Annotated in this window: 13 protein-coding genes; 3 read left to right on the forward strand and 10 right to left on the reverse strand. The window is 46.8% G+C overall.

All coding sequences use genetic code 11. The annotated features are described in order from the left end of the window. Window positions 1–7: 7 nt before the first annotated feature. The 5 genes from BFR57_RS03360 to BFR57_RS03380 all read right to left on the reverse strand — a co-directional run bounded on the left by BFR57_RS03360 (window position 8) and on the right by BFR57_RS03380 (window position 5,562). Window positions 8–742 carry a 3'-5' exonuclease gene (locus BFR57_RS03360; protein ID WP_071462628.1) on the reverse strand — a complete coding sequence of 245 codons (735 nt, stop codon included), beginning with the start codon at window positions 740–742 and terminating at the stop codon, window positions 8–10. A gap of 6 nt (window positions 743–748) precedes the next feature. Beyond that, on the reverse strand, window positions 749–2,602 hold the full coding sequence (locus BFR57_RS03365; protein ID WP_071462629.1) for a DUF294 nucleotidyltransferase-like domain-containing protein: 1,854 nt from the start codon (window positions 2,600–2,602) through the stop codon (window positions 749–751). Between the two features lie 68 nt (window positions 2,603–2,670). After that, a complete protein-coding gene (locus tag BFR57_RS03370; RefSeq protein ID WP_143441036.1) occupies window positions 2,671–4,335 on the reverse strand; it encodes a BCCT family transporter in 1,665 nt (554 codons plus the stop codon). 146 nt (window positions 4,336–4,481) lie between these two features. Further along, the gene (locus BFR57_RS03375) at window positions 4,482–4,859 is read right to left on the reverse strand and encodes a YchJ family metal-binding protein (protein ID WP_071462631.1); all 378 of its coding nucleotides are present in this window, start codon (window positions 4,857–4,859) and stop codon (window positions 4,482–4,484) included. 58 nt (window positions 4,860–4,917) lie between these two features. Beyond that, entirely contained in the window at window positions 4,918–5,562 is a 645-nt protein-coding gene (locus BFR57_RS03380) for a hypothetical protein (protein WP_071462632.1), read from the reverse strand. 217 nt (window positions 5,563–5,779) lie between these two features. Here BFR57_RS03380 and BFR57_RS03385 point away from each other — a divergent pair, with 217 nt between their 5' ends. Next, window positions 5,780–6,151 carry a thiol-disulfide oxidoreductase DCC family protein gene (locus BFR57_RS03385; RefSeq protein ID WP_290439323.1) on the forward strand — a complete coding sequence of 124 codons (372 nt, stop codon included), beginning with the start codon at window positions 5,780–5,782 and terminating at the stop codon, window positions 6,149–6,151. A gap of 12 nt (window positions 6,152–6,163) precedes the next feature. Here BFR57_RS03385 and BFR57_RS03390 read toward each other — a convergent pair whose 3' ends face one another. Then, entirely contained in the window at window positions 6,164–6,769 is a 606-nt protein-coding gene (locus BFR57_RS03390) for a methyltransferase (RefSeq protein ID WP_071462633.1), read from the reverse strand. A gap of 168 nt (window positions 6,770–6,937) precedes the next feature. Between BFR57_RS03390 and BFR57_RS03395 the strand changes: the two genes are divergently transcribed. Further along, on the forward strand, window positions 6,938–8,149 hold the full coding sequence (locus BFR57_RS03395) for a Xaa-Pro peptidase family protein (protein WP_071462634.1): 1,212 nt from the start codon (window positions 6,938–6,940) through the stop codon (window positions 8,147–8,149). Here the strand turns inward: BFR57_RS03395 and BFR57_RS03400 are convergent, their stop codons facing one another. Next, window positions 8,150–9,778 (reverse strand): serine hydrolase, encoded by a 1,629-nt coding sequence (locus tag BFR57_RS03400; protein WP_083405015.1) that lies wholly within the window; start codon window positions 9,776–9,778, stop codon window positions 8,150–8,152. It abuts the gene before it with no gap. A 214-nt stretch (window positions 9,779–9,992) separates the two neighbouring features. Between BFR57_RS03400 and katG the strand changes: the two genes are divergently transcribed. Beyond that, entirely contained in the window at window positions 9,993–12,167 is a 2,175-nt protein-coding gene (katG, locus tag BFR57_RS03405; RefSeq protein ID WP_071462636.1) for a catalase/peroxidase HPI, read from the forward strand. 62 nt (window positions 12,168–12,229) lie between these two features. On the opposite strand, the gene BFR57_RS03410 is transcribed toward katG, so the two are convergent. The 3 genes from BFR57_RS03410 to BFR57_RS03420 are packed head-to-tail and all read right to left on the reverse strand — an operon-like array spanning window position 12,230 to window position 15,940. After that, on the reverse strand, window positions 12,230–13,228 hold the full coding sequence (locus tag BFR57_RS03410; protein WP_071462637.1) for a LacI family DNA-binding transcriptional regulator: 999 nt from the start codon (window positions 13,226–13,228) through the stop codon (window positions 12,230–12,232). A gap of 1 nt (window position 13,229) precedes the next feature. Continuing rightward, complete coding sequence (locus BFR57_RS03415; RefSeq protein WP_071462638.1) at window positions 13,230–14,555, reverse strand: glycoside-pentoside-hexuronide (GPH):cation symporter; 1,326 nt, start codon at window positions 14,553–14,555, stop codon at window positions 13,230–13,232. Then, window positions 14,549–15,940: a GH1 family beta-glucosidase gene (locus BFR57_RS03420; protein ID WP_071462639.1), complete on the reverse strand. Its 1,392-nt coding sequence runs from the start codon at window positions 15,938–15,940 to the stop codon at window positions 14,549–14,551. The genes BFR57_RS03415 and BFR57_RS03420 overlap by 7 nt, the downstream gene beginning before the upstream one ends. Between the last annotated feature and the right edge of the window lie 27 nt (window positions 15,941–15,967).

The following is a 15,967-nucleotide window of genomic DNA, read 5'->3' on the forward strand; positions in this document are numbered from 1 at the left end:
CGTTGGGTTAGGGAAGCCAAATATCTTGCAGCGGCGTGTCGATACTGTAGCGGTGTCGGATTTGCGCCTGCAAAAGCTCAGCACATGCTAGCGCATCTGTAAGCGCATCATGGGGCGCGTAAAAAGGCAGGTTATAGCGCTCGCGACTATCGGCAAGACGAATGGATAAAGGCTGTTTTCCCATTAGTTTTGACCATAATGATCGCCGTTGACGATGAAAGCGGGCTTCAATGGCCATGGTATCGATGACAGGGAAGTGAATATGCTCATCAAATCGTGCATCCATCGCTTTCTGCAGAAAAGGGCGCTCAATGCCGTTGTAATGTACGACCCAAACCTTACCTGCAACTAACTCGAGCAATTCAGGTAAGATATCTTCGATGTCAGGCGCTGATTGGATATCAGAATGAGTAATGCCATGAATAACAACAGATTCGTCGGTTAGATCTTGTCGTGGTTTGACGACCCATTGTCGCGCTTGTGACATAAAAATACGATGCGTTGTCATGGGTACGACAGCGATACTAACGATACTGTTACACTGACAATCTAAGCCTGTGGTTTCGAAATCAACGGCAACCATCGGGGCATCTTTAATCAAGGTCTCTTTGTTGACCATGCCTTGTTCAAAATAGTGTTTGAACATCGGAGTTTTGACATGCGCTGCCCATGACGAAAAGTCGGTTGGCCAATCACGCTCAGCGTCCGAGTTAATCACCTCACGCGGCTTTAAATAAAACATGCCGGCTTAGCCTCCTGCATAGCGGTAGCGTAAGTATTTCTGTGCATTGCTGAGAATCTGAAAAGCATCTTTTAGGTTTTTGCGCTCAAAGTCTGATAGTTGTTCTGGTGCGACATTATTATCGGGCGTGTCGCCCTCAGTCAGAGCAATAGCCTGGTGTCGAATACGCACCATTGAGATTAACTCGAGGGCGTCACGTAAATCGGGTCCACGACCTTTGGGCAGTATGTTGGCCTCCATTATATCCTCTAGGCGAGCAAACGAGTTACGCTGCGTCGATCCGACCGCCAGCGCATGTACGCGAATTAGATCAGCCACCGGTGCTGTGCCGCGTCGCTTCGTATTGATACTGTCGCGGTGCTTACCATCCTTTTCCATCACGAAATCTTTGAAAAAGCCCAGCGGCGGTGTTCGACTCAACGCATTACGCGCCATAGAGCCTAAGAAACGATTATTATTTTTGGCTTTTACACGAATTAGTTCATTAAGCTGTTTGGCAAAGCTAAACTCACCCCATACGCCGTCTAAGTCAAAAAAGATAGAGGAGTGCAGTAAGCGCTCGGGAGAGGGGTTATCTATCCAATCAGTGAAATACTTTTTCCAAACCCGCAATGGCTGGCGCCACTGATTATTGGTTGCCATAATACCGCCCGTGCAATACGTATAGCCGCATTCGTGCAAACCGTCCGAGACAAATTTAGCCAAAGCTTTAAAATAAGCATCGTGTTGTTTTGGATTAAAGTCGTCATGTAATACCAGTGCGTTATCTTGGTCGGTTACGATAGATTGCTCATCACGAGCCATTGAACCGAGTGCGAGAAAGCAGTAGGGAATAGGTGGTGGACCTAACTCGATTTCCGCTAACTCCAAAAGACGTTGCTTGAAACTACGACCGATGGTGGCCATCGCTGAGCCGATCATTCGCGAATTGGCGTCTTCGTTGACCAAACGAACAAAGCTTGCCTCAACACTTTCTTTAAGTTGTGCCAACTCCTCAAACGTATTTTGTTTAAAAATACTACTGACTACGTAAAGACTTGATTTCGATTCGTGACGCACGACATCAGATAAGGCAACAACACCAATTAAGCGCTGTTTTTTTAATACAGGTAAGTGATGCAGGTTGGTTCTTAGCATGGTTAACATCGCTTCAAATATGCGTTGATTATGCTCGATATAAACCAAGTTAGACGACATGACATCACGCACGGGATCGTTGGGAGAACGTTCGACCGCGAGCACACGCTTGCGTAAGTCCTTGTCGGTAATAATGCCGAGTACGTCATCGGGATTATCACCACAAATGAGTAACGATGACACTTGTTCGTCAGTCATTTTTTGCGCGGCTTCGACGATCGGCGCATCTGACTCTATGATCACCGGTTGGCGACTCAGTAATGTTTCTACTGTCTCAATAAACAAATCATTACGTTGTTCCCGTTCACGAACGGCTAAATTAACGCGTTGATGCTCCTCAACTTCGACTGCATCGGCGAAGGCATCATACTCGTCGTAAAGTCGATTAAATAATGTGCCTGGCACATAATAAATAAGACTGTCTTCTAATGCTTTGACAGGGTAACGGACGCGTCCCTTTCGCAATAGGCCTGCTTCACCGAAAAAACCGCCAGCACTAAGACGGTTAAATAGTTCGCCATTACGTTTATAGGTTTCTATTGCACCGCTACGTATGACGTAGAGATCGCTAATAGGTTGGTTGTATTCAAGTACCTGCTCACCTTTTTGAAAATAACCGACTTCGATTTGCCGTGCGATGGCTTGTAGTTCGTCTTCTGGCAAAATGGTAAAGGGGGCGTACTGCTTAATGAAATTGAGAATTTCAACGTGTTCGGCTTCCATGACATCACCTCGGGTACAAAAAAGCGGCGCTAAGTGCGCCGCCTTTGTTTCAAGACAACCGCTGCGCGTTATCCGTTTTTACCGATTCGTGGCTCAGAACGCAAGCCCTGAACGACAGCAACACAGGCTGCTAATAAAACGATAGTGAACGGTAGACCAGCAGAAACTGCCATTGCTTGTAATGCAACAAGTCCGCCGCCTAGTATTAAGGCGATTGCAACCAGCCCCTCGAAAGTACACCAGAAAATACGCTGTGGTACAGGCGCTTCGACTTTACCACCTGCACTGATGGTGTCGATAACTAACGAGCCAGAGTCAGATGAAGTCACGAAGAATACAATAACCAAGATGATACCGATGAACGAGGTTACGGCAGCCCAAGGTAACTCTTCGAGCATGACGAACAGTTTGAGTGACAAGTCAGCGTCAACCAAGTCTTGTGCGCCATTAATCACTTGTTCGATAGCAATGTTACCGAATACAGACATCCAAAATACACAGGCAAGTGAAGGCACTAGCAATACAGATACTAGGAATTCACGAACGGTACGACCACGTGATACACGTGCGATGAACATACCGACGAACGGTGACCATGCGATCCACCACGCCCAGTAGAACGAAGTCCAACCTTGGGTGAAGTTTAAGTCCTCACGTCCGACAGGATTAGAGAGAGCAGGTAGGTTAGCAACGTAGTTGACTAGGTTTTCACCGAAACCTGTAATAATCGCAAGCGTCGGTCCTACAATAATCACGAACAATAGCAGTAGGGCTGCTAATGTCATGTTAATTTGCGATAAGCGTTGTACGCCTGATTCTAAACCAGCCAACACTGATGTCAGTGCGATTGCAGTGATACCCAATACTAGTAGCACTTCGGTGGTTTCACCTTTTGGTACATCGAACAAAAAGTTTAGACCAGCAGCTGCTTGTGAGGCACCCAATCCCAATGATGTTGCGAGGCCGAATAGCGTCGCTAAGATGGCAATGGTATCGATAATGTGACCAGGCCAACCCCAAACGCGCTCTTTCAAAATCGGATAGAAAATTGAACGGACAGTCAGTGGCAAGCCTTTGTTAAATGAGAAGATAGCCAGACCCAACGCGAGGATTGCATAAATAGCCCATGGGTGAAGTGCCCAGTGGAAAATAGTCGCTGCCATGCCCAGTTCGCGCGCAGCAGCCTCGTTACCACCTGCGCCACCTAAAGGCGCCCAGTCAGTACGCACTCCATTTTCCATGGAAATGCCACCGAGCGAAGATGAGAAGTGAGAGATTGGCTCAGATACACCATAAAACATTAAGCCGATACCCATACCCGCAGCGAATAGCATCGAGAACCATCCGAGGTAGGAGAAATCCGGTTTAGCTTCGGTACCACCGATTCGAACTCGACCCAAGGGGGTAAAAATGAGTACCAACGCAACGACTACAAAAATATTAGCTGCGCTTAAGAAAAACCAATCGAGGTTAGAGGTAAGCCAACCACGAATACCGCTAAACAGAGGCTCAGCTTGCTCTTGAAAAATTAGGGCAAACAGAACAAATGCGACAATCGCAAGGCCTGAAACAGCAAAGACCCGATTATGGAAGTCTAATCCAAACGGGCCTAAATTCATCACGACGTTGTCTTGTCCAACTTTGTAATCGGTATTGATGGGATTGACCTCCCCATCAGGGATCATCGGATCCTTTTCCGCCTTACTTTCGTCTATATCCTTGTTCTCGCTCATGGACATCCCCTTTATTTGTTGTGATTAGTGAGTACATTCTGCAAATTTATACTTATTTTACCGAAGTTTAGAGTAAACAGTTCACCCACGCGAGTAAAAACCCTTGTTTTTATAGCAAATGACAGAGGGTTCAAAGTTGTCACCGACTATTTTACGTCACCTAACGTATAGAGCCAGCGTTCACCTAGCTTAACAAACTGACTCTGTTCTTCCATCCATGTAAGCTCACCTTGCGTGTTATAAAATGCACGAAAGTGAACGTAACCCTCATTGTTTGAATGATGATGAGACATAATCTGTAAACGGATGAATTGAGGTAATCCTTCAAGAGATAAATCAGCAGGGCAGTAATCGCGGTGCCACGTTTTACGGATATAAGGTAAGTCGCCAACGACATAGGCGGTATATCGTGAGCGCATCAATTGCTCAGGTGTGCATGCTTGCTGTTTATTTGCGATTAAAGGTTGGCAGCAGACGCGGTATGGCTTTCCGCTGCCACATGGACAGGTATTGTGTGATTCCATTGCACATACTCTCAACTAAAAAGTTTGAAGTATGCCATTTTGTTCACGTGAACCCTACTTAAAACCAAAAACGAACGTTGAGAAGATAACTATCTTGTTGGTATTCCGTGTCTGATGCAGTATCGCGTTGATAACTTAAGCCCATTGCGGTGCGCGGGTTAAACATGTAAAAAACACCTAATTCAGTGCGCCAATAGCTGATTTCGCGGGTAAGGTGGCTATATCGCGCTGACGCATAAAACGTCAGTTGTGTTTGGGTTTGGTGTTCGATACCGAGTTTAATAGCGGGCCCTATTTCCTGGTCTTCTACACGCGCTTTTCCAGTGTCTGTTTCCATCGTTAGTCGTTGTAGTAATAGCTCAGAGAATAGACGAGTCTTAGCGTTGAGGAAATGATGAGTTCCGATACTGGCGGTGAGCTCATCGGTTAACAGATCGACATCGTTGTACCGGGTCTCGGAAAATCGCGCTGAAAGTCCAACGTACCAATCATGTTGCCATTGCAGCCTCAACTCCGCCAGGGCGCCACCACCGTCAAAGGCATTTTGCTCGGAGCCTCCATCCATATCGACTTCAGTGCTTATGCCACTCAACGTTAATTGGTTCGATGATTGAGCTGGCAGAGTATATGAACTTTGCGCAAGACTAGGAAATGAAACGGATGCCAGTAATGCTAACGATGCTATAGAAAATTGAACTTTCATATTTTCCTCTCTGAAAAAAAATTTTCGCAGAGGAGATTAGCTTGAGGCCCTTTAGCTCACTATCAGTGAAATTACTTAAACGTTGTACGAATTGCCAGACCAGCAATGAGTTTGATTAATCGATATGTGGCTATCTAACGTATATCAACTACATTTTGTTCCTTAAGCGTTGGAGTATTTTGTGGTGAATCAGCAACTTTCAAATGCGAGTCGAGTTATCATTTTTTATGATGGAGGTTGCCCATTATGTGTTAAGGAAATGAAACATTTAAGCAAGCTGGATAAACGTAACCGTTTGTTATTCGAAAACATTAATGCTGAGGACTTTAACGATCGCTATCCTCACATTGACCCGATTGCGGCTAACCGATACTTGCATGGTGTCGACAGCAGTGGAAAAGAAATTTATGGGCTTGATGTGACATATGCTGCTTGGCAGGCGGTGGGAAAAGGCGTTTACATCGCGCCTCTCAGGTGGCCTGGTATTCGTTGGCTAGCCGATCGGGCTTATTTGCTGTTCGCTAAGCACCGAAACCGCTTATCGCGCTGGCTAACGGGTCAGGAGCGTTGCGAACAGTGTAATCTTTAACTGCTATTCGGCTTACAGCCAACGTGGAGTGGCTGACTTGTAGTGAAGGTAAACTTCACCATGGCTGTGCTCGAGCGCGGTTTCTTCGTGTTTCACCTGCAATACTATCATGGATATCCCAGTGACAAGACATAGCAGCGTAAACACCGATGGGAACGCCAAGAACAAGCCTAGCTGACCTAATAATACGCCCTTAAATATCGGGTTGCGTGTGCGCTTAAAAGGACCTTCCACTAATAGTGGATGCTCGGTGTTATCATCAATTCCTGATCGCCATTGAGCCTGCATATAGGCATGACTAAAACTGACGAGAAACAACGATAGCAACATCAAAATGACGCCGAGGTACACGACAACGGGTTGATAGAGTATGCCGAATACACCTAAATACCCATCAATATCCCAGCCAACACGAGCGATACAAAGTAGTAATATCAGCGTGCGAAAAAGGTTAAAGGTTTGTCGCACCCACCACTGCGCTGTAAAAGGTTGCCCGGCGTGAACCTGTTTTTGTTGAGTTCGTACCTTTCGGCCCAAAGCGACACTACTGTAGTGAATCGCAATGATAGTAAAGTAAATAGCAAGAAAATACTGACTCAATGTGTCAAAGTTGAACACATGATACTCCTATATTTTCGAATGAATATGCCATCTATTCTACTAGAAAATTAAACAAATTAAACCCTCGTGAGTGTGCGCTCAAGAAATACCTTGTTTGCCTTTTCGCGAGCGTCGTGCGAGCCTTAACGATTGTTTTGAATGTTTCACATAGCACTGGAGTTCAGAATGACACGAGGCATTGGCTACCAAACGCAAGCGGAAGCGTTGGCCCAACTGGTTAATATGGCTGACGAGGCGCAGCCGATTGGCATTGACGAGTATAGTAAACGTATTGAGCATGCTCAGATACTCATGAAAGCGCAGGGTATTGATGCCATTTACCTCAATGCAGGTACGAATCTTGAGTACTTTACTGGATTGCGTTGGTATCCGAGTGAACGGCTAGTGGGGGCCATTATTCCCGTCGAGGGTTCACCAAGGCTCATTGCTCCGGCGTTCGAATTAGGCTCGTTAAAGCAAGCGATGCAAGTTCCTCTCGAGCCGCTATTATGGGAAGAGCATGAATCGCCCATTGAGCTGATGGCAAGCACGTTAAAGGACACGTTCGGCACTCAATTAAGGTTGGGTATCGACGAGTCAACCGCCTACAGTTTCGTCGCTCGACTCGAGCAGTACGTGCCTGCAGAGCAATTGTGTGATGCGAAAATGGTCATTGCTGAGTGTCGAATGCATAAATCAGATGCGGAACTTGCACTCATTCAAACTGCCATGGATATGACGATTGCCGTTCATCGCGCGACAGCATCGATGCTGAAAGAGGGCATAAGTGCCACGGAAGTGCGGACATTTATTGATGAGGCACATCGTCGAGTTGGTGCTTCGGGATCCTTTTTCTGTATCGTCTTGTTTGGTCAAGCAACCAGCTATCCGCACGGAGTACAGCACGAGCAATACTTGAAAGCCAACGATTGGGTGCTGATCGATACGGGCTGCAAGCTGCACGGCTATCACTCTGATATCACACGTACCTATGCTTTTGGTGAAGCGACGTCTGAACAACGTGAGTTCTGGCAGTATGAGCGCCAATTGCAACACGTTGCTTTTGACGCGGCACGTTTAGGTCAGCCATGCTCTAGCGTGGATGATGCAGTGCGACATGAACTCGCCCGCTTATCGCTTAAACCTGATTACCAGCTACCGGGCGTGCCTCATCGAACGGGACATGGCATTGGCATGGATTTGCATGAGTGGCCTTATTTAGTGGGAGGCGATGATACCCCCTTGGCACAGGGAATGTGCTTTAGCAACGAGCCTATGTTGATTCAGCCGGAACAGTTTGGCGTTCGTTTAGAGGATCATTTCTATATGACTGACGAAGGACCGAAATGGTTTACCGAACCGTCTCGGTCGCTGGATGATCCGCTCAATCTAGGGTGATCATTTTACGGGGGTCAACAGCAACTGTTGACCCAGCTGAGTAACCGGACGTGCTTGGTTACTCAGTAACACGACGCCACGATGACCATCTAATGTAAATCCAACATAACTGGTAAACCCAGCTGTTTGACCGTTATGCCAAGCCCATCGTTGTTGACCTTTGTTTTGAATTAGCCAACCCAGTGCCTGTTGAGTCTGTGTGCTCAGTGACTCGCGCGGCTCTAAAACCGTTTCTACCGTGTCTTTCTGTGACTCGGGTGGTTGCATCATGAGCTTTATGTAAGAAACCATATCATCAACAGTGGATACCACAGCGCCTGCGCCCGCCATCGCATCAAAATACCAATGAGATGTTGTATCGCCATCAAAACGATGACCTTGAGCGAGGGCGTTAATATGTGCTTTAACGTGATCCTCATTCTCTAAGGCGAGGTAACTGTGATTCATGTTTAATGGTTTAAACAATGATTGAGTGAGCAGTGTATCGAGTGATTGATGGTGAAAAGCGACCAGCGTTTCGGCAAGCACGGAATAGCCAAAGTTTGAATATTGATAACCCATGGGTGATGATAATTCAGTGTTGCGCAGTGCATCGGATAGTTGATTAAGATGATAGTCGGCATAAGGATTAGTGTCGTCCGTTACATCAAGATTGGCAGGTAGCCGCGGTAAACCCGAGAAATGAGTTGCCAGAGAAACTAAAGAAATATCACCGATGGGCTTTGGCAACTTATCCCAAACCTCCGCTAGTTGCGTGTCTTGGGCTAGCGATTCGTTGGCTAGATCTTCGGCTAGTAAAAATGCCACCATGGTCTTGGTTACCGAGCCAATTTCAAATTGGGCATCCTTAGGTACGTGATGAGTAAAGCGTTCTACCTGCCACTGACCGTTACTGTACGTAATTACCGCGCCATCGACGTTATAGTCGGCAGGGTTTACTTGCTGTGTGCTGGACGTCTGTTCTGTCGCTTTTATACACAAGGTAAGCGGTAATTTTCCGCCTTGAGAAAACTGGCCTTTATAACACTGCGATGATTCACTCTCAGTCAGGGTGCCCGAATAAGATGCACCAATCATGCTGGCTTGAAATGTAAGTTGCGTGTCATCGATGTTCACCTGATCAACCGGAATACCAAAGGACTCCTGCGCAGGGCTGTCGAGCGTCGCTAGATAGCCATTCGCTAAAACAGCGATATTCAGCTGCAGGGGCAGTGATGTATTGGCATTAATATCCAATGTGCCTTTATAAGTGCCCTCAAAGCGCATCCGTTGCTCATCATTACTGGCTAACCTAGAGAGATCAATCGGCATTGCTTGACCCTGTTTCCATTCACCGCTCAGTTTTTGGTTATTCAGATGACCGGAAAATTGGGCATCGAGCTCGTCAGATTGGATTGTTAGTTGATTATTTTTGATAGCGGCTGAGCTGGCTGGAAAGTCATGCATGCCTTGATTTGGGCTGTCAATGAGGACGTTTACTTCACCATCTTCATTATGACTGATATCAAAACCGAGTACGATAGAAACCCCTTGACCCAGATTGAGCTGACCGCGCCAGGTACCCGAGAAATCACTCGCTGATGCCATTGGGATAACTAAGAAGAGTAAACAGAGTAAAAGTTGTTTCATGAGACGAACGGGTTAATAAAAATGATGAGTATTTTATCGTTTAATTTGGTGAATAAATCAACGGAATAGCCAATATTATTTTATTTCTAATCGGAAAATCCTGTTAGAACGACCGTTTTAATAACTTTGGGCTATTTATCGTTTGAATGCTATAAATCTAATAACTAGAAAAGTTCGTAATTAGCTCAACACAACGAAAAGAGGGAAGCGACATATGAGTTCAGGTAAATGTCCAGTCATGCACGGTAGCATGACCAATACGGGAAAAACGAATACACATTGGTGGCCCAACTCACTCAAACTAGAGATTCTGCGCCAGCACGATACCAAAGCGAATCCAATGGATTCGGATTTTGACTACGCAGAAGAATTTAAAAAAATAGACTTGGCAGCGTTAAAGAAAGACGTAAAGGAATTGATGACCGACAGCAAATCATGGTGGCCAGCCGACTGGGGCCACTATGGTGGTTTTATGATTCGCATGGCGTGGCACTCAGCGGGATCTTATCGTCTCGCTGATGGCCGCGGTGGTGGCGGTACAGGTAACCAACGTTTTGCACCGTTGAACAGCTGGCCTGACAACGTAAGTTTAGATAAAGCACGCCGTCTTTTGTGGCCGGTGAAAAAGAAATACGGCAACAAACTGTCGTGGGCTGACTTGTTTATTCTTGCTGGAACCATGGCCTATGAGTCAATGGGGCTCAAGGTGTTTGGTTTCGCCGGGGGACGGGAAGACATCTGGCATCCAGAAGAAGATATTTATTGGGGTAGCGAGAAAGAATGGTTGGATGCAACTAAGAACCGTTATGACTCGGATCAAGAACGAGAGTCACTCGAGAATCCGTTAGCCGCTGTGCAAATGGGTCTTATCTATGTCAACCCAGAGGGTGTTGACGGCCAACCCGATCCGTTGCGTACTGCGAAAGACGTGCGTGAAACGTTCAAACGCATGGCTATGAATGATGAGGAAACGGTCGCTTTGACAGCCGGTGGTCACACGGTTGGTAAATGTCATGGTAATGGAAAAGAAGAGAATTTGGGCCCTGAACCTGAAGCGGCCGATGTAGAAGAGCAAGGTCTAGGCTGGCGCAACAGCGCTGGCAAGGGTATGGGACGTGACACAATGTCGAGCGGTATCGAAGGCGCTTGGACAACTCATCCTACTCAGTGGGATAACGGCTACTTCTACTTGTTATTCAACTACGATTGGGAACTTAAGAAAAGCCCGGCAGGCGCTTGGCAGTGGGAACCTATCGACATCAAAGAGGAAGACAAGCCCGTTGACGTAGAGGATCCTTCGATTCGCCACAACCCAATCATGACTGATGCCGACATGGCGATGATTAAAGATCCAGAGTATCGCAAGATTTCTGAGAAGTTTTACAATAACCCTGACTATTTTGCCGAAGTGTTTGCGCGTGCTTGGTTTAAGTTGACGCACCGCGATTTAGGTCCAAAAGATCGGTATCTTGGAGCCGATGTGCCTGAAGAGGATTTGATCTGGCAAGATCCAATCCCGAAAGTGGACTACAGTCTGTCTGATAGCGAAGTGGCTGAGCTCAAGAAAAAGCTACTTGAAAGCGGTTTAACAGACTACGAGTTGATATCTACGGCATGGGATAGTGCACGTACATTCCGTGGCTCAGACTATCGTGGCGGTGCTAATGGCGCCCGCATTCGTCTTGCTCCTCAAAAGGATTGGCACGGTAATGAGCCCGAGAAATTACAGCGTGTGTTGGCGACGTTAGAGCGTGTTCGAAGCGAACTTGAGAAGCCTGTAAGTATCGCTGACTTGATTGTTTTAGGTGGCACGGCCGCAGTCGAGAAAGCTGTGCACAAAGCAGGATACGATTTCACTGTCCCGTTCACGCCAGGGCGCGGTGACGCGACCGACGAGTGGACCGACGCTGAGAGCTTTGAACCACTTGAGCCCTTACACGACGGGTACCGCAATTACTTGAAGAAGGACTACCAAGTTCCAGCAGAGGAATTGATGCTCGATCGTACTCAATTGATGGGGTTAACGGCACCTGAGATGACAGTGCTTGTCGGTGGTCTACGCGTACTTGGCGCTAACTATGGTGAATCTAAACATGGCGTTTTCACCGACCGTCAGGGCACATTGACTAATGATTTCTTTGTCAACTTGACTGACATGGAAAATGTGTGGAAGAAAACGGGTGACCATTATGAAATCCGTGATCGGGCGACTGATACGGTCAAGTGGACAGCGAATCGTATCGATTTAGTCTTTGGTTCGAACTCTATTTTGCGCGCTTATTCTGAGCTCTATGCACAAGATGATAACCAAGAGAAATTCGTAAAAGACTTTATCAATGCGTGGGTCAAAGTAATGGATTCAGACCGTTTTGATGTTAAAGCAGCCTAGTCTGCGTTAAAAGTCGATATCTTAAAAAGCTCGTGTGCTAAGCACGAGCTTTTTTTATGCGCTCAAATACTGTGAACTGAATCGCGTTCGATCACTCGAGGCTCAAACACGGTCTGGATATTATCGAGTTTTTGATGATAAATGTGTTTGAGTACCCAGCGCGCTGCCATAACGCCCATGCCGCCAATGGGATAATCGATAGTGGTTAACTTTGGATACATGTAGTGGGAGAAGTTGACGTTATCAAAGCCGACAATAGACAAGTCATCGGGCAGTCGCAGACCCTGTTCACGTGCCGTTGTAACAGCACCTGCTGCCATTTCGTCGTTCGCACACACGATAGCGGTGATATCAGCATCAGCATGTAGTAGTGCAGCAACGCCTTTGACCCCACCAAGTTCATGAAAGTCACCTTCGTAAAATAAGCTACTTTTAGATTCAATTCCATATTCAGCGAGCGCTCGCAAGTGACCTAGATAGCGCTGTTCAGCATCATTTTTCCACATAGGACCGGATATGTAGCCAATTTTACGGTGCCCGTTACGAAGCAAATGCTGAGTGGCGAGGTAACCGCCGTGCTGGTTATTCAGCGTCACACAGCGATCCGACAAACTCTCAACAAAACGATTGAGAATAACAAATGGCGTGCCGCTCTCATTAAGTTGACGTAAGTAGTCATCTGAAACCGCTTCGACATGTAAGATAAGAGCATCGCAGTTACGACTTTTTAAAAAGGCAATACTCTCTTTTTCTAACCGTTCATCACTGTGTCCGGCCGCTATGATGACGTGTTTTCCAGCACGTCGAAAAGCTGTTTCAATATCACTGAGTAAGGTACCAAAGAATGGGCCATTGAGTTCGGAAACGACAATGCCAATTGAGTTGGAGCGGCTCGATGCGAGCGACTGCGCGATAGAGTTTGGGTGATAGCCTAATTTATCCATCGCTTCTAAAACTTTTACACGAGTAGCTTCGCGCACAGGGGTATTGTTATTAATCACTCGTGAAACGGTGGCTAGTGAAACGCCCGCGAGTTTAGAGACTTCGTAAATAGTCGCCATATTATGAGTATTGCTCCAAGGCTTTTGAAATTTGTTGTACGCGCTTTTGCTTCAAACTGTAGCGTAGCATTACTGCTGCTACCAGCAATGAAGCAAATGCTGGCAAAATGGTAAAGGCGATTTGAATACCATGTTGTGTTTCTACACTTTGAATTTGATTCGGGGCGTAATCGTAAAAGGCTAACCACCAACCGCTGATAGCGCCACCCAGTGCTAGTCCGAACTTTATAAAGAAGACCACCGATGAATAAACTAAGCCAGTCGCCCGAACGCCGGTTTTCCAATAGCCGTAATCCGCTACGTCTGCTATTTTTGCCCATAACATGGGTGTACCCATTTGTAGGAATAACCCCCACCAAAAATACATGACAAAAGCGGCAATCAACTGATCAGGAGCCACCCAATAGGCAGCGACACAAACGACAGCCGCAAGTACCTGAATACTAATATAGGCGTGCACTTTGTCCATATATCGGCATACATATTGAGCGAGTGCACAACCGATTATATTACCTACCATACCGGTGCTTACGAAGGCGGTCACGAGGTCATCACGCAACAAATAATATTTTACGTAGTAAACGGCTAGGGTGTTTTTTAATGCGATGCCTGTCAGTACCAAAGCGGCTGCGATGGAGAGTCTTCGCCACTGTTCGTTCTGCCACAATGTTTTTAGTGCTTTGCGTAAAGCAAGTTGCTGTTGCTTCGGAGGTTTCACTCGTTCTTTAGTTCCACAGAAGCAGAGCACAAAAAGTAACATTCCGAGCACACTTAGTGCTGCGATTGTCAATTGATACCCAACAACCTGACTACCGCTACCTAACCAATCAACGAGTGGCAAAGTGCACGTGGTGACCAGTAAACCTCCCAGCATACCAAGCACGAATCGATACGACTGCACTGAAACACGTTCTGAGGGGTCTTCGGTGAGTACACCACCCAGCGCTGAGTAGGGGATGTTGATGGCGGTGTATGCTAGCATCAGGAGCGTATACGTGATGTAGGCATAGATGAGTTTGCCGTTACTATCGAATTCGGGCGTGGTGAATGCGAATACACTAAAAACAGCAAAAGGGATGGCCATCCAGATTAAATAGGGGCGGAACTGACCGTGGCGCGAGCGCGTTTTGTCAGTCAGCAACCCCATCAGTGGATCGGTGATCGCATCAATTAGCCGCACTACCAAAAACATGGTACCCACGGCAGCCGCGGAGATACCAAAAATGTCCGTGTAAAAAAAAGCCAGAAACAACATGACCGTTTGGAAAATGATGTTACTGGCGGTGTCACCCAAGCCGTAGGCTATTTTTTCGGTGCGACTTAGCATATATCCTCCACAGCGTGATGCCGTGATTGTCTAGCTAAGAGGAGTTGCTGTAAAGCTTTTGCACTATTTTTAAGCGTTCTACGTTGGGTGGAATAGTCTACATAAACAATTCCGAAGCGCTGTGTGTAGCCTTCTGCCCACTCAAAGTTATCCATGAGACTCCAGGCAAAATAGCCCCGAATGTCGACACCTTGTTGGATTGCATCATGAACAGCGAGTAGGTGGCTCTGGAAGTAATCGACGCGCATGGCATCGTTAACTTCGTTATTGTCACAGACGTCAGCTGTCGCAATGCCGTTTTCTGTGATGAAAATCGGCGGTAAGTTATCGAACTCGCTATCCAATGACAGCAAAATTTCAGTCAGTCCTTTAGCGTAGACCTCCCAGCCCATGGTGGTAAGCCCTTCACCTGTTGCGGGTACATCTTTGAAACCATGTTGTTGGTTTGCTCTAAACACGGTACGGGTGTAGTAGTTCACTCCCAGAAAATCAAGTGACTGATTAATAAGCGCCATATCACCGGGCTCAATTTGGGGACGGTCTTCAACAGGGAGCCGCTCATACACGCTCGGATAGTGACCCGTGAGCATTGGTTGTAAATACCATAAGTTGTGATATTGATGAGCAAATTCAGCAGCATCCAGATCCTCTGGGCTAGAGTTCAGCGGGTGACAAGGACTAAAGTTAAGTACAACCCCTAACTGTGGTGCATTGCTCTGTGCAAAATGTTGGCGCAGTGCTTGAAGCGCTAAACCGTGTGCCAAAAGTAGGTGGTGTGCAGCTTGGCGTCCCTGTTTGCGACGAGAACCTGCATCAGCTTGTGGCCCCGGTGCGTGAATACCCGCCTCATAGCCTAAATATGCACTGCAGAAAGGTTCATTCAGCGTTGCAATACTGGCTACTTTGCTACCTAGCGCATCGGCAATAACGGCGGCATAGTCAGCAAACCGATAGGCCGTCTCGCGGTTTAACCATCCGCCTTGATCTTCCAAATACTGCGGTAGATCCCAATGGTATAGTGTTACGTGGGATTGAATTCCTCTTTCAGAGAGTGCGTCGACAAGCTTGATATAAAAATTTAAGCCACTTCGGTTGATGTCGCCGTTGGCTTTAATCACACGTCCCCAAGCGATAGAAAAACGGTATGCATCAACACCCAATTCACTAATGAGTTCCACATCCTCTTGCCAACGGTGGATGTGGTCGCAGGCGATATCGCCATTGCTGCCATCCTTTATGGTATCGGGCTGATTACAGAAAGTGTCCCAAATACAGGTCTCGCGACCCGCACGATCGCCCTCTATCTGATACGACGAGGTCGCGACACCAAATGTAAAATTGGCGTGGTTTAAAGCAGATTGACTAGGAAGCGTTATTTTTTTCATAAGAGTTCGCTCGTCGGGCAGGTTTTA

The organism is Idiomarina sp. MD25a, from assembly GCF_001870515.1.
In the GTDB taxonomy this organism is placed as follows: Bacteria; Pseudomonadota; Gammaproteobacteria; order Enterobacterales; family Alteromonadaceae; genus Idiomarina.